The organism is Kitasatospora sp. MY 5-36, from assembly GCF_001182915.1.
GTDB lineage: Bacteria > Actinomycetota > Actinomycetes > Streptomycetales > Streptomycetaceae > Kitasatospora.
This window is the reverse complement of the sequence record NZ_LFVW01000297.1, coordinates 1-13,615: the sequence shown is the minus strand read 5'-3', so window position 1 is coordinate 13,615 and position 13,615 is coordinate 1. Positions and strand designations below refer to the sequence as shown.

Annotated in this window: 12 protein-coding genes and 1 pseudogene; 6 read left to right on the top strand and 7 right to left on the bottom strand. The window is 74.7% G+C overall.

Going from position 1 to position 13,615, the window contains the following annotated elements; translation table 11 throughout:
• Positions 1-533: questin oxidase family protein (locus AE652_RS20390; protein WP_049653586.1), on the bottom strand; the 533-nt coding region annotated here is incomplete at its 3' end.
• A 135-nt stretch (positions 534-668) separates the two neighbouring features.
• Positions 669-1,568, bottom strand: a complete 900-nt coding sequence (locus AE652_RS20385; protein ID WP_049653581.1) for a hypothetical protein — start codon at positions 1,566-1,568, stop codon at positions 669-671.
• A gap of 327 nt (positions 1,569-1,895) precedes the next feature.
• Here AE652_RS20385 and AE652_RS20380 point away from each other — a divergent pair, with 327 nt between their 5' ends.
• Together AE652_RS20380 and AE652_RS20375 are read left to right on the top strand one after the other, a co-directional pair.
• Positions 1,896-3,494, top strand: coding sequence for an alpha/beta fold hydrolase (locus AE652_RS20380; RefSeq protein ID WP_049653579.1), 1,599 nt, complete (start codon positions 1,896-1,898; stop codon positions 3,492-3,494).
• A 206-nt stretch (positions 3,495-3,700) separates the two neighbouring features.
• On the top strand, positions 3,701-4,465 hold the full coding sequence (locus AE652_RS20375) for a hypothetical protein (protein WP_049653578.1): 765 nt from the start codon (positions 3,701-3,703) through the stop codon (positions 4,463-4,465).
• Positions 4,466-4,743: 278 nt separating this feature from the next.
• On the opposite strand, the gene AE652_RS20370 is transcribed toward AE652_RS20375, so the two are convergent.
• Both AE652_RS20370 and AE652_RS20365 read right to left on the bottom strand, forming a co-directional pair.
• Entirely contained in the window at positions 4,744-5,265 is a 522-nt protein-coding gene (locus tag AE652_RS20370) for a cupin domain-containing protein (protein WP_049653577.1), read from the bottom strand.
• Between the two features lie 109 nt (positions 5,266-5,374).
• Positions 5,375-5,839 (bottom strand): MarR family transcriptional regulator, encoded by a 465-nt coding sequence (locus tag AE652_RS20365; protein ID WP_049653576.1) that lies wholly within the window; start codon positions 5,837-5,839, stop codon positions 5,375-5,377.
• A 125-nt stretch (positions 5,840-5,964) separates the two neighbouring features.
• Here AE652_RS20365 and AE652_RS20360 point away from each other — a divergent pair, with 125 nt between their 5' ends.
• Positions 5,965-7,473, top strand: a complete 1,509-nt coding sequence (locus AE652_RS20360) for an alpha/beta hydrolase (protein ID WP_049653585.1) — start codon at positions 5,965-5,967, stop codon at positions 7,471-7,473.
• Positions 7,474-7,483: 10 nt separating this feature from the next.
• On the opposite strand, the gene AE652_RS20355 is transcribed toward AE652_RS20360, so the two are convergent.
• Entirely contained in the window at positions 7,484-8,668 is a 1,185-nt protein-coding gene (locus AE652_RS20355) for a helix-turn-helix domain-containing protein (RefSeq protein ID WP_159028503.1), read from the bottom strand.
• A gap of 91 nt (positions 8,669-8,759) precedes the next feature.
• Here AE652_RS20355 and AE652_RS46460 point away from each other — a divergent pair, with 91 nt between their 5' ends.
• Both AE652_RS46460 and AE652_RS20350 read left to right on the top strand, forming a co-directional pair.
• Positions 8,760-8,921: a hypothetical protein gene (locus tag AE652_RS46460; protein ID WP_159028502.1), complete on the top strand. Its 162-nt coding sequence runs from the start codon at positions 8,760-8,762 to the stop codon at positions 8,919-8,921.
• A gap of 100 nt (positions 8,922-9,021) precedes the next feature.
• Positions 9,022-9,600, top strand: a complete 579-nt coding sequence (locus tag AE652_RS20350) for a DUF6368 family protein (protein ID WP_049653572.1) — start codon at positions 9,022-9,024, stop codon at positions 9,598-9,600.
• Between the two features lie 175 nt (positions 9,601-9,775).
• On the opposite strand, the gene AE652_RS20345 is transcribed toward AE652_RS20350, so the two are convergent.
• Positions 9,776-10,663, bottom strand: coding sequence for a LysR family transcriptional regulator (locus AE652_RS20345; protein ID WP_049653571.1), 888 nt, complete (start codon positions 10,661-10,663; stop codon positions 9,776-9,778).
• A gap of 65 nt (positions 10,664-10,728) precedes the next feature.
• Here AE652_RS20345 and AE652_RS49250 point away from each other — a divergent pair, with 65 nt between their 5' ends.
• A complete protein-coding gene (locus AE652_RS49250) occupies positions 10,729-11,532 on the top strand; it encodes an NAD(P)-dependent oxidoreductase (protein WP_049653582.1) in 804 nt (267 codons plus the stop codon).
• 90 nt (positions 11,533-11,622) lie between these two features.
• Here the strand turns inward: AE652_RS49250 and AE652_RS20335 are convergent.
• A pseudogene (locus AE652_RS20335) lies at positions 11,623-13,615 on the bottom strand (ALF repeat-containing protein); the annotation flags it as partial.

Sequence of the window (13,615 nt, the reverse complement as noted above, 5' to 3'; positions counted from 1 at the left end):
GCCGCGCCGGACAGCACGCCGGGCAGCGTGGCGAGGGCGGCGACGGGCCGGTGGCGGGCGGCCCAGTAGCCGAGGCCGTGGGCGAGTTCGGCCAGCCGGGGCCCGGTGGCCTCGCCGCCGGACAGCAGGGTGCGCACGGCGTGCCCCACCCGGATCACCGGGTGCGTCGAGCCGCCGTACAGGCCGGGCAGCAGCCGGGGCCACCAGCGGGCGAGCACCTCGCGCCAGGGGTGGTCGGCGAGTTCGCGCTCGAAGTGGTCGATCCAGTCGGCCGCGCGGCTCGGATCGCCGAGCGCCGCACGCCAGTTGGCGTCCGTGACCGGCTCGACGCGCGGCGGGAAGTCCTCCAGCTTGCGCGCGTACAGGTCGAGCCAGCGGTGCACCGACCGTGCCTGTCCGTGGGCGGCGAGGGCCTCGACGGCCATCGGCGCGTGGTTGGTGAGCCGTCCGAGCCGCTCGGGCCCGGAGGCGTGCAGTCGTTGGAGCGCCTCGTCCAGAATGCCGGTCGTATCCGTCGTGTCCGTCGTATCCACGGCAAGGACCGTAGGCGGGACGCCACGGACGGCGTAACGGGCCGGAGACCTAGGCCCGGCGAAGGGCTCCGGCCTGCCCGTCTGGTCCGGCGGGCGCTGAGGCCCGCCGGGGGCGGACGGTCGGGCGGCGGCGCCTCAGGAGCAGTCCCAGTGGTGGTCCACCGGGCGGTCCGGGCAGGACCGGCACTCGAAGACGTACACCCCGCCCGCGTCCCCGATCATCAGCCCGGCGGGGCTGTGCGCCCCGCGGCCGCCGTCGGCGTCCCGGCGCTCCTCGCCGGTCTCGTCGTCCCGGTCCTCCAGCGGGAGCCAGGTGCGGTACGACTGACCGTCGTACTCCCAGCTGCTCACCGTCAGGAGGTGCTCCATCGTCCGCCCGCAGGTCGGGCAGTCCGGCCAGCAGGGCTCCTGGGTCCAGCCCGGGTACCCTCCGAGCTTGATCCCCGGCGCCTCGGCCAGGTGGTAACCGTACCGCAGGCCGGTGCGGGCCCGCAGTTCCTCCATCCGCACGCGCAGTTCCGGGCCCAGGTCCTCCGGCATGTCCCAGCTCGGGTAGTCGACCACCGGCTCGGGGTGCAGGACGCACGGTGCCGGGATGCTGTCCTTCGGCGCGGTGCCCACGGTCGGCGGCACGGCGGCGAGGGCCGGGCCGACCTCCTCGGAGCTCCGCCAACGCACCAGGGGCGTCGCGGTCGGGCAGCGGCCGATGATGAACGGACACCAGAGCACCTGGAGCAGGTCCGTCCCGGCGGGGAAGGCGAGTTGGGGCACGTCCCGGCGGTGGATCTGGACGACGGGAACCAGCGGCACCGGCCCCTCCACGGCGGGCCCGCCCCACTCCCCCGGGTGGCTGGCGCTCGGGCACAGCGGCCACGGCTCGTCGGCGGGCCACAGCGGCGGCCCGCCGACCGAGCTCTCGGCCGCGGACGGGCTGCCGGCGCGCGGGTGGAGGCGTACGGCGTCGCGGCGCAGCGGCACCAGCTCGGGGAACAGCTGCTCCAGGTCCACGGCGCGCTTCGGGGTGGTGCGGGTCATCGTCGTCTCCATCGGGCGGTGCTCGGGCGGGCACCGCGTACCCGCCGACGGCATCACCGTAGGACACGCCACCGACAGCGGCCTCGCCCGCCGTCCGGCCCGCCCGGCGACGGCGGGCCGGACGGGAGCACCTCCACTTCGGGCGGGCGGGGATGTCAATGCCGTGGACACTGACCATCCGGTCCCCGGCGTCAGTTTTTTGACGTACCGTCAGCTCGCACAGGTGCAGGTGTCCTCCGTAGACACGGCCGCCGGTACCGCGATCGTCGTCACGACCCCTGCCTTCGCCACGGCCCGCGCCGGGCCCCGCACCGCCGAGGAGACGTCATGAGCGAACCACGCCCCCGCACCGCCGAACCGCACCGAACCGAACCACGCCCCGCCGGGCCGCGCGCCCGCCGCCGCGCCCTCGCGGCCGGCCTCGCCCTCGCCGCCGCCCTGACCACGGCCGCCCAGGCCGTCCCCGCCCAGGCCGCCACCGCCCAGGCGCTCGACCGCTACTACCAGCAGCGCCCCGACTGGCACAGCTGCGTCCAGGGCCCGGACGACCAGGTGGGCGCCGACCTGGAGAAGGCCGGCGCCCGCTGCGCGGAGGTCACCGTGCCGCTCGACTACGGCGACCCCGGCGGACGCACCGTCACCCTCGCGCTCTCCCGGATCAAGGCCACCGACACCCGCCACCGGATCGGCACGCTGCTGCTGAACGACGGCGGCCCCGGCAGTCCGACGCTCGGCGCGCCGACGAGGGTGCACGCCGCGTTGAAGGACACCGCCGCCCGCTTCGACATCGTCGGGCTGGACCAGCGTTTCGCCGGCCGCAGCGCCCCCCTCGACTGCGACTGGCCGATCGGCTACAACATCACCTCCGCCGGGACCACCCGGGCCTCCTTCGAGCGCCAGGTCGCCTTCCAGCGGGACCTCGCGGCCCGGTGCCGTTCTGCGGCCGGGGACCTGCTGCCGCACGCGAGCACCCGCGACGCGGCCCGGGACATGGACGTGGTGCGGGGCGCGCTCGGCGAGCGGCGGATCTCCTACCTCGGCCTCTCCTACGGCACCTACCTGGGCACGGTGTACTCCCAGATGTTCCCCGGCCGCTTCGACCGGGTGGTCCTGGACGGCGCGCTGGCCCCGGACCACGTCGGGCCGGAGCTGCTCCCCAACATGGTGCAGGCGAACGAGCGGGCGTTCGCCGACTGGGCGGACTGGGCGGCGCGGCGCAACGACACCTACGGGCTGGGCCGCACCCGCGAGGAGGTGGTCGCCGGGGTGCTGCGGACGGTCGGGGCGGCCTCGGCGCGCCCGCTCGTCCTCGGCACCGGCGCGGACGCCTTCGAACTCGACGACACCCGGGTGCCGCTGCTGGTGTTCGGGAACCTCCAGGGCGACTCCGACCCGGAACGGGCGGGCCTCGCCGAGCTGATGGCGGTGCTCGCCGAGGCCGCGGCGGGCCGGCCGGTCACCCCCTCGGCCGAGACCACCGCCCTGCTGCGCTTCCTGTTCACCCCGCAGGGCTCGCAGGCCGGCAGCGTCTCCCAGGCCATCCTGTGCGCGGACGGTGCGGCGCCGCGCGATCCCGAGGAGTACTGGCGCCGGATCGAACGCGACCGCGCCCGCTACCCGCTGTCCGGCCCGCTGCTCGACAACATCTCCCCGTGCGCCTTCCTGGACGCCCCGCGCGAGGCGCCCACCGAGGTGCGCCGCGACGCCCGGGCGCTGATCCTCTCCGCCACCGGCGACCCGCGCGCCCCCTACCGGGACGGCGTCGCCCTGCACGGGCTGCTGCCCAGCTCGCGGCTGCTGACCCTGCGGGGCGCCGACCAGCACGGGCTGTACGGGACGTACGGCAACGCGTGCGTGGACGACGCGGTCAACGCCTACCTGGCGGGCGGGCGCCTGCCGGAGGCCGACGTGACCTGCACCAAGTAGCGGCAGCGTCCCGCCGCCGTCCGAACGCGGTCCGGGCGGCGGCGGACGGCGTGCGTTCGCGCTCGTGCTCGCGCTCGTGCTCGTGCTCGCGCTCGGCAACGGCTCGGGCACGCTGGGGAGTTGAGTGCGGGGGCGGATTGCGGGCCGGGGCGCGGGCGGGCCAGGGTGTGGGCGCGGACGCGCGCGACCCGAGAGGATCCCTGCCGGTGAAGAAGCTGCTGAAGGACGTGGCGACGAGCCTGGTGTACCTCGTCGTCATGCTGGTGAACCCGCTCCTCAACGGTGTGCAGTCGCTGCGGGCGCACCACTGGCCGACCGAGCGGCGCAAGCTCAGGCTGATCGGTTCACCGACGGCGCGGGCGGCCCGGGCGGCGGAGCGGGAGCGGATCCGGGGGCTGGTCGAGGCGCTGGGAGCGGTGGAGGGGGTCGAGCACGTGCTGACCCAGGTACTGGACCAGTCCACCCGCCCGTCCACCTACGGCCTGGACCACCCCCGGGACACCCTGCTGGTCTGCCGCATCCACGCCCGCGCCTACTTCGTCGTCCGGGAGGACGTCCTCGACGTCCTGCGGCGGATCGAGGCGGCGGGCGTGGCCGAGTGGCAGGCCAACGGGCAGGGGCCGGACCCGCACGGGAGCCTGGAGCACGCGCTGCGCTGGCACCGCGACGGCGGCGTCGACGCCAACGGCTGGCGGATGGACCCCCCTTGCCTGTCCAGCCCCGGTGCGAAGCTGACCTGGGACCGGCCCGGCATCCCGCCCCGGGACCCGATCCCGGCGGGCCCGTACCCCAACCGGCTCTTCGTGCTGGAGCAGACCCCGCCGGACGCGGACGCGGCGCGGCTGCTGGACGAGGCCCGTGCGGACGGGCGGGGCGTGGTCCTGGAGCTGGCCTTCGGCGCGGGCTGGGTCGACTACTGCCAGTACCACAAGGTGGCGCGCGGCGGCTTCGCGGGGCGCGGGCGGCTCTGAGCGGGGGGTGCCCGGTGGGGCCGGGGCGCCCGGACGGCCTCTCCGGGCCCGTCCGGGCGCCCTCACCCGCTCACCGGCTCACCCGTTCAGCCGCGTTTCAGCACTGGGGGCGGCGGCCGTGGTTGGCCCCGTGCTTGGCCCTGGCCTTCTTCTTGCGGCGGCGCTTCGACGACATGGCCACTCCTCTCGCAGCCGGACACTTCCGGTCTTCCACCGTTCCACACCCGGGCGGCCCCGGCCCGTCGAGCGCCCCGGCCCGTCGAGCGGCCCCGCGGGTCTCAGGCGCCGTCGCCCGCCAGGGCCGCGCGCCAGGCGGGGCTGTCGACGTAGTGGTTGTCGAAGCGCTCGGACGAGGCCGCGATCGCCCCCGGCGCGGTCTCGCCGCGCATGACGCTGCCCAGCAGGCGCAGGTAGTCGAAGCGGTCCATGCCGGGCGCGAACACGCACAGCACGTCGGCCTCGGAGCCCGGGGCGGCGGCGAAGGCGTGCGGGGTGTGCGGGGGCACGGCCAGGAAGTCGCCCGCGCCCAGCACGGTGACCTCCTCGCCGACCAGCACCCGCAGCGAGCCGCCGATCACGAAGAACAGCTCCCAGGCCCGGGTGTGGAAGTGCGCGGGCGCCCCGGGGGCGCCGGCGGCGAAGGTGGAGCGGTAGACGGTGAAGCCGCCCTCGCCCGGGGCCGAGTCGGCGAGCAGCGTCATGGTGGAGCTCGGGTCGGCGCAGATCTCGGCCTCGGCGCAGCGGGTCAGCACGGGGGCGGCGGTGGTGGTGGCGGGGGCGGTGTTCTTCGTCGTCGTCATGTGACCAACCTATGGCTGGAAAGACCCACGATCAGGTGGCAGTCAGCGACCATTTCCATGGGTCAATTTCCTCCCGCCGACCCGCCTCCCCCGTGCCGCCCGGGTGCCGTCAGTCGGGGAGGTTCCCGTTGCCGCCCAGGTTCGCCACCATCCGGCGCAGCACGTTGATCGTGGTCACGAACTCCTCGGTGCCGATGCCCTCGTGGGCGCGTTCGCTGACCGCCAGGTTGCGCTCGCGGGCGCGCAGGCGGCCGGCCTCGCCCTCCTCGGTCAGGGTGAACGCCCCGTCGGCGTCCTCGGTCAGCCAGCCGCGGGCGATCAGGTCGTCGAAGACGGCGTCGAAGGCGGTGCCCTGGTCGTCGTACGGGGCGAGCCGCTCGGCCAGGGTCGTGCGGGTCCACCCGCCGGGCCGGCCGGCGGCGTGGTTGAGCGTCCACCAGTGCGGCTGGGTGAGGCCTTCCACCGCGAGCTGCACGCGCAGGCCGTCCACCACCAGGCGGCGGAAGAGCTCGCCGGTCCACGCCCCGATGGGCTGGGCGGCGATGGTCTGCGGTTCGTAGGTCTTGATCGTCATGTCCGGTACTCCTTCACCTGGTCGTCAGGACACGGCCGACCGTAGGACCTCAAGCCGCCTTGAGGTCAAGGCAGTTCCAGGACCCTGAGCTCTGCGATGGTCAACTCCCTTCTAGGGTGGCCCACATGAAGACCGCACCGGCGCTCGCCGCCGCCCTCGCCCTGGCCGCGGCCGCCGTACTCGGCGCGGCCGCCCCCGCCTCCCCCGCGTCCTCGGCCTCCCCCGCCGCCGACCCGCTGGAGCGCTTCCACCGCCAGCCGCTCGCCTGGTCCGCCTGCCAGGACCCGCAGTTGGCTGCCGCCGGCGCCGAGTGCGCGGCCCTGACCGTCCCGCTGGACTACCGCGAGCCGCGGGGCCGCACCCTCTCCCTGGCCGTCTCCCGGATCCGCTCCGCCGACCCCGCCAAACGGCGCGGGATACTCCAGACCAACCCCGGCGGGCCCGGCGAGCGCGGGCTGGACATGCCGGCCGCGCTGCGGGAGCAGCTGGCGCCCGGGACGGCGGCGGCCTACGACCTCGTCGGCATGGACCCGCGCGGGGTCGGCGCCGGCGGCCCCAACTGCGGCCTCACGCGCGGCACCTGGCTGCGCTCGACCGGCACCGGCCAGGCCGGCTTCGAGCAGGCCTGGCGCCTGGCCAAGGCCGACGCGGACGCCTGCTGGAGCAAGTACCCGGACCTGCTGCCCCACCTGACCACCCGCAACACCGCCCGGGACGTCGACGTGCTGCGCGCCGCGCTGGGCGAGCAGCGGACCTCCTTCTTCGGGCAGTCCTACGGCGCGATGCTGGGCGCGGTGTACGCGCAGCTGTTCCCCCGGCGCGTCGACCGGCTGGTGCTGGACAGCGCCCTCGACCCGGCGCGGTACGGCATCGGGGTGTTCCAGGACATGGGCGGCGCCAACGAGCGCGCCCTCGACGACTTCGCCGCCTGGGCCGCGCCGCGCGACGCCGCCCACCACCTGGGCGCCACCCCGGCGGCGGTGCGGTCCACCGTCGAGGGCCTGGTCCGCCGGGCCGAGGCGACGCCGATCGCCGTCGACGGCTACCGGCTCGACGGCGCCCTGCTGCCGGTCCTGCTCGCGGTCTTCCAGAGCGACGACCGCGACAGCGCCGAATACGCGGACGCGCTGCGCCAGTTGCTGGACGCCGCCGACGGCCGGCCGGTACAGGCGGGCCCGGCCCTGCACCAGCTGCTGACCATGCTCCTCGCCCCGGGCCCGGAGGCCGGCGCCGGCCTGTCGTCCACGGTCGCCATCGTGTGCGACGACGTGGCGATGCCCCGCTCGGCCGCGTGGTACCGCGACGCCGTCGAACACTCCCGCGCCACCGAGCCGGTCTTCGGCCCGGTCTACAACGGCCCCGTCCCGTGCGCCTCCTGGCGCGGCGCCCCGCTGGAACCGCCGGTCGAGGTCCGCAACGCCGTCCCCGCCCTCCAACTCCACGCCACCGGCGACACCCACGCCCCCTACCAGGGCGCCCTCGCCGTCCACACCCGCCTGCCCGGCTCCCGCCTGGTCACCGTCCCCGGCCGCGTCCACACCCTCACCCTCAACGGCTACAGCCCGTGCGCGAACGCGGCGGTGGACACCTACCTGTCGACGGGGGCGCTGCCGGCAGCGGACACCGTCTGCTGAGGAAGGGCGGCTACGGACTGGTCGCCCTCCACTCGTTCAGGGCGGCCAGTCCTTTCCGGAGGTCCTCGGCCCACACGTCGTCGATGTCCTCCGGGACCGCTCGCCGCTCCGCGACCATGGCCTTCCGCAGCGCCTGGTCCAGCTCGGAACTTCCATGTTCCACACAGGCCTTGTGAATCCGCACCAGGTGCTCGACCGGCGCGAACGAAGCCACCGCCGTCAGTACAGCCGACCGCGCCTTGCTCTCGCGGCCCTCGCCGGAGAGCCAGTGGAAGAGGTCGACAGGCTTTCGCAACCGGGCAAGCGCTCGTTCGACACCGGTGCTGTCGTAGACGCGGCGCATGGCCTCGAACTCGGCGACGAGACGCATGACGTCCCGCACGGAGTAGCCGCACGCGATACGCTCGATGAGGCGGTCCGCGGCCGCGTCCTCGTCGGCGTCCCGCAGGCAGACGACCGCCGCACGGATCCCCGTCAGACCACCCGGGCCGCCCATCTCCCACAGCACCAGTTCGGTGTCTGTTGCGGACATGAGCTGGTCGAGGGCCGCGACATCCCTCTCACGGAGCCTGAGCACGGCCCCCGCCTGCCGGATCTGGTTCTCCAGCTGGGCGATGCGGTCCAGCGCCGCGTCCCGTTCCCCGGTCAGCATGCGGGCCTCCTCCCGGCTGCGGATGCCGAGGTTCTCCAACGCGGCCTCTGCGTCCTTCCGCCGCTTGCGCTCGTCTTCGAGCTCGTTCCGGAGGTCGGCCAGCTCCTGGACCGTCCGGGCACGGTGGCGGCAGAGGTCCTCGTGGGCCGTGGCAAGCTCGAACTCCCGGGCCTGGAGCGGACTGCGGACGCGCGCCGCCGCGTACATGGCCGACCGGGTCCGCGCAAGCTCGTCGGCGTCGACCGGTACACCTTCGCGCTCGGCCACCAGAAGGTGGAGCCGGGCCGCGATCTCCCGGCGGGGCACCTCCCGGCCGTTGAGGAACTTCGACAGCCGAGTGCTGTCGATGCTGATCCCGTCCCCGCTCAGCCGGTCGGCCAACTCCTCCGAGGTAAGGCCGATCCGCTCTCGCAACTCGCGCAGGCGCTCCGCACAGAGCCGCTCCGGCTCCGACAGCCGCTCGTCCAGCGGGGCCAGCCCCCTCCGCACGGGCACCCCGTGCCGGTCTCCGTGTTGCGCCGTCGGCAAGTTGCGCTCTCCCACCGCAAGTTCCGGTTGCGACCTGACGCAACCACCGTGCAGACCATTGTGATGGGCGCTGTACCGAGAAGTCGTCCCATCCACGGAGATCCCCATGCGCCGACAGCAGCGTTCCCGTCCCCCTCGCCCGTTCCTGGAGTTCCGCGTGGGCGGCTTCCGCCTGACCCTGCAGTCCCGGCCCCGCCACCCGGCCGTGCTGCTCCTCGGCGGCCCGGCCGTCAGCGCCCTGACCGCCGTCCTCGCCGCGCGCCGTTAGGACGTCAGGACGTGTCGCGTCAACGATCACGCGTGTGCCTCCAGGACCTGGTAGAACCGGGGCTGCCCGTGGCACCGGACCACGCGCGTCTGGAGGCATCGTGTCGGGACCGGCAGTCGGCCTGTGGCTCTTCGAACCTTGCTCCTTCGGGGACGTCCTGGCCGGAGTGGTCCCGTGGTTGGAGACCTTCTGCGAGCCGGTCAGGACCGAGGCCGGTGGCGATCTGGCCTTCCGGGTGCGGGAGGCTTCGCCCTTGGGGCTGCGGCACTTTGATCCGGTCGGCGTCGGCGGCTTCGTCCTGTCGGAGGACGAGTACGTGCCGGCGGACGACGAGGACTACTCGGCCTTCCTGACGCCCCCGGTGCAGGGGCTGGTCCTGTGCGCCGACTGCTCGGGGCAGGAGAATCATCTGCTCCTTGGCCACCTCGCCCTCGCCCTGGCCCGCCGTTTCGGCGCGCTGGTCGACTTCGACGGCGTCCTCGGCTTTCCCACTCCGCGTGATGGGACGCGCGGCGACGCGGACCTCGCCAGGGCGAGGGCACTGGTGGCGTCCCTACCGGGGAAGGTGGCAGAGGTCTCCTACGACACGGGCGGCGCCGGCCGCTGGTTCCGGCATGTCGGTGACGTGGAGTTCCTGGCCGCCTGGCTTCGGCATCCGGACTTCCACCTGGTCAAATAGCAGGCCCGGCCCCTCTTGGGCGTCGGATCAGGTCGTGGCGTCCCGCGGCCACAGCACCGGTGACGCGATCAGCAGGCCGGCACGGTGGCGGTCGGCCGGCACCGCCGTGCTCCGGCAGCAACGTCGCTGTTCGCGCCCAGGCCGTTGCCGGGCCGGCCGTCCTCGCCGCGCGCCGTTAGCCGGCGCCCTCGCGCAGGAGGGCCGCGAAGGCCTCGGCCGCCGGGGGCACCTGCCGGCCGCGCCGCGTGACCGTGTAGACCTGCCGGACCGGGGTGTCGTCGGGGTGCAGGGGGATGAGGGCGATGCCGGGGCGGGTGACGCGGGCGGCGAGGGAGGGGATCAGGGTGATGCCCAATCCGGCGGCCACCAGGCCGAGTTTGGCGGTCCAGGCGGCGACGGTGTACTCGATGCGGGGCTGGAAGCCGCTGCGGACACAGGCGGCGAGGAGGGTGGATTCGGCGTGGCGGCGGGCGGCGATCCAGGGTTCGTCGGCGAGTTCGGCCAGGCGCAGGCGGCGGCGCCTGGCGAGGCGGTGGCCGCGCGGGAGGGCGACGAGCACCGGGTCGTCCATGAGCGGCCGGAAGTCGAACTGCTCGCCGGTGTCGGCGGGTTCGGTGTACGAGGCGACCAGGGCGAGGTCGATCGCGCCCTCGGCGAGCAGGTCCAGCAGGTGCGCCGCCAGTCCCTCGGTGAGGCTGATCGCCACGTCCGGGTACGCGGCGCGGAAGGCGGCGAGGGCGCCGGGGACGAGGGCGGCGTTGGCGCTGTCGAAGGCGCCGACCCGCAGGCGTCCGGCGGTGAGTTCGGTGAGGGCGACGAGGTCGCGCCGGGTGGTGTCGAGCCGTTCCAGCATCGCCTCGGCGTGCGGCAGCAGCGCCCGGCCGTGCTCGGTGAGCCGCACCCCGCGTGCCAGCCGGTCGAACAGCGGTGTGCCCAACTCGGCTTCCAGGGTGGCGATCTGGCGGGAGATCGCGGACTGGGTGAAGCCCAGCCGCTCGCCGGCGGCGGTGAAGGAGCCCAGGTGGGCGACGGTGCGGAAGACGTCCAGCCAAGCCATGTCCATTCCGCATGACTATCATGCGGGACATTCGCTTGTCACCTGGCTCGTGGCTGCCTAGCGTGGCGGCCATGGAGAAGATCGCTTTTCTGGGACTGGGCCGGATGGGCCTGCCGATGGCCCGCCGACTCGCCGACGCCGGCTACCCGTTGACCGTCTGGAACCGCTCCCCCGGCCGCGCCGGTGACCTCACCGGGGCCGGGGCCACCGAGGCCACCACCCCGGCGGAGGCCGTGCGCGGCGCGGACGTCGTCGTCACCATGCTGTCCGACCCGGCGGCCGTCGCCGAGCTGGCCGGACGGTTCACGGCCGACCTCGCCCCGGGCACCCTGTGGATCGACATGTCCTCGATCGGCCCGCGCGCCACCGCCGCCCTGCGCGCCGAACTGCCGGACGGCGTCGCCCTGGTGGACGCCCCGGTGATGGGCAGCACGGGCCCTGCGGCCACCGGCGACCTGACGGTCTTCGCGGGCGGCGAGGACGCCGACCTGGACCGCGCCCAGCCGGTCCTGGAGCACCTGGGCCGGGTACGGCGCTGCGGCGGCCCGGGCGCGGGCGCGGCGCTGAAGGTGGTGGTGATCGGCGCGATCGTCGCCTCCGTCACCGTCCTGGGCGAAGTCCTGGCGGTGGCCGATGAGTTGGACGTGCCGCAGGAGCAGGCGCGGGAGGTGCTGTCGGCCGGGCCGCTCGCGGGGGTGGCGGCCCGGGCGTTCGGCACGGGGTCGGACTTCCCGGTCCGGCTGGCCGCCAAGGACCTCGCCCTGGCGGGCGGCGGCCCGGTGCTGGCGGCGGCCCGCGAGGTGCTGCTGGCGCACCCGGAGATCGCCGAGCAGGACCTGTCGGCGGTGCCGGGGGCGCTGCGGCGCGGCCGGTAGGGCGAGGGCGGACGGCGGCCGGGCATCGACCGCCGCCCGGGTGCGCGGCGACGTGCGGCGGTGGCCGGAGCCACCGCCGCACGGCCCGCGTCACCACAAGCGCTTGATGCCGCGCATGAGTTTGGACCCCGAGCGGACGACGGCCTGTGTTCCCCTGTTCACCAGATCCTTCCCGCCTACCGAGAACTTCGCGATCTTGTCGATCGGCATGAAGGGCAGGAGGCTCTTCTCCCCGAACTTGAAGAGGGAAGCCCGGAACTCCTGGCTGGTCCACCCGTACCCGTAGCCGGTCAGCACGACGCTCACCCCGCTGGCGGCCACCGACGCCACAGTGAGGCCCGCCCAGGCGACCCGCCCGTAAGGGCCCGGGATGTACTTGGCCACTCCGGCCGCAATGCTCAGGTAATTGCTGACACTGTTGGCCAACTTGGCATACTCACGGGCCGTGGCCCTGGAGTCGTCGCCGGAGTCGATGCCCGCCGAGATCGGCCCGATCGTGTCGTAGGCCGGGTTGTCGGCGGGATTGACGTTGTTCGCGGCGTTCTGCCGGGCCTGCTCCGCCGCCCTGGCCGCTTCCGCCGCCTGCTCCTGCTCGCGCTTGCGGGCCGCGATGTTCCCGGCCTCGTTGGCGGCCTGCCCTGCCTCCTCCGAGCTCTTGCCGGCCGCCAGCGCCGAGGCCCTGGCCTCGGCCGCCGACGCGGCGGCGTTGGCCGCCGAGGCCACCGCGCTGTGGGCCGACACGGCGGCCTGGTTCGCGGAGTAGTTGGCCTGCCGGCTCGCCAGCTTCGCCGTGACGGAGGCGGTATTGGCCTGCTGGGCGGAGGCCGCCGCGGCGGTGGCGGAAGCCGCGGCCTCGGCGGCCCGGTTGCGTGCCTCGTCCGCGTAGCCCTTGGCCTGCGAGGCCGACGCCCGGGCCCGGTCGGCCCACTGGCCGGCCTCCGCGGCGGCCGAGCGGGCCTGGGCCGCGACCGTGGACGCCTCGGCCGCTTCCTGATTCGCCTGCGCCGCGATCCGGGCGGCGCTCGCGATCAGCGCGCGGACCGCCGCCACGTGGGTGGCGGTGTCCTGGTCCTTCTGGGCCGCCCGGTACTGGCTCCGCGCGACGAAGTCGCTCTGCATCGAGTCCGGCCCGGCCATCGCGACCTGTCCGAGGGCCGCCACGGTGGGGCCGCCCTTGCCCATGACGGCGAGTACGGACACCCGGTCGTCCTCGGCCTTGGCCTGCCAGTAGGTGGTGGCCAGGAATTCGGTCAGGGCCTTCGAGGAGCCGTCGTTCAGGGCGGCGTTCCCGGCGTCGGTGACCGCCTTGCCCGCGTTGTTCATCAGCTTGAGGGTCCGGATCCGGTTGTCCTCGGCCTGGACGTCGTGGATGCCCTGGGTGAGGAAGGCCTCGATCTGTGCCGGACTGTCGGCGGCCAGCGCCCGCTGCGCCGCCTCCGCCAGGCCGGGGCCGCCGAGGGTGGAGAACACCAGGGTCTTCTCCCGGTCGTCCTGCCGCAGGGCCTTCGGGTACTGCGACACGGCCCAGCCGATCACGTCCTGGTCGGTGCCGGAGAGTGCGCCCTGGGCGGCCCGGCTGGTCCACGCGCCGCTGCTGGCCATCAGGTTGACGGCGGCCCGGCGGCCGGCGGCGGCCGCCGTCGCGGTGTCGACCGCCGGGTCGGCGGCCTTGGCGACGAGCTGCCGGGTGGCCTCGTCGACCGCTGCCGCCTGGGTCATGGCGGTCTCCCGCGACCGCTCCTCCTCCTGCTCGTCCTTGCGGAGCGTCGTGGCCTCCTCGACCCCGACCTTGGCGTCGGCCTCGAGCTCCTCCTGCTCGCTCTCCCGGGCGAGCACCTCGACCTTCTGCGCCACCGCCACGGCGTCGCCCGCCACCTTCGCGGCGGCCACGGCCGCGTTGGCGTGCTCGGTGGCCTTGTTCGCCCAGTCCTGGGCGTTGCCCGCCTGGTCGGCGGCCGCGTCCGCCGCCTTCGCGGCGTTCTCCGCGTGGGTGGCGGCCCCGTTGGCGGCCGCCTGCGCGTCCTTCGCGGCCGAAGCCGCGCGGGAGGCCAGCGAGTTGGCCCGCTTGGCGGCCGCGTCGGCG

Coding starts and splice junctions, on each gene's coding strand:
- AE652_RS49250 (WP_049653582.1), top strand. CDS start 10,729: ATGGAGAAGATCGCTTTTCTGGGACTGGGCCGGATGGGCCTGCCGATG.
- AE652_RS46460 (WP_159028502.1), top strand. CDS start 8,760: ATGCGCCGACAGCAGCGTTCCCGTCCCCCTCGCCCGTTCCTGGAGTTC.
- AE652_RS20370 (WP_049653577.1), bottom strand. CDS start 5,265: ATGACGACGACGAAGAACACCGCCCCCGCCACCACCACCGCCGCCCCC.
- AE652_RS20345 (WP_049653571.1), bottom strand. CDS start 10,663: ATGGACATGGCTTGGCTGGACGTCTTCCGCACCGTCGCCCACCTGGGC.
- AE652_RS20360 (WP_049653585.1), top strand. CDS start 5,965: ATGAAGACCGCACCGGCGCTCGCCGCCGCCCTCGCCCTGGCCGCGGCC.
- AE652_RS20365 (WP_049653576.1), bottom strand. CDS start 5,839: ATGACGATCAAGACCTACGAACCGCAGACCATCGCCGCCCAGCCCATC.
- AE652_RS20380 (WP_049653579.1), top strand. CDS start 1,896: ATGAGCGAACCACGCCCCCGCACCGCCGAACCGCACCGAACCGAACCA.
- AE652_RS20385 (WP_049653581.1), bottom strand. CDS start 1,568: ATGACCCGCACCACCCCGAAGCGCGCCGTGGACCTGGAGCAGCTGTTC.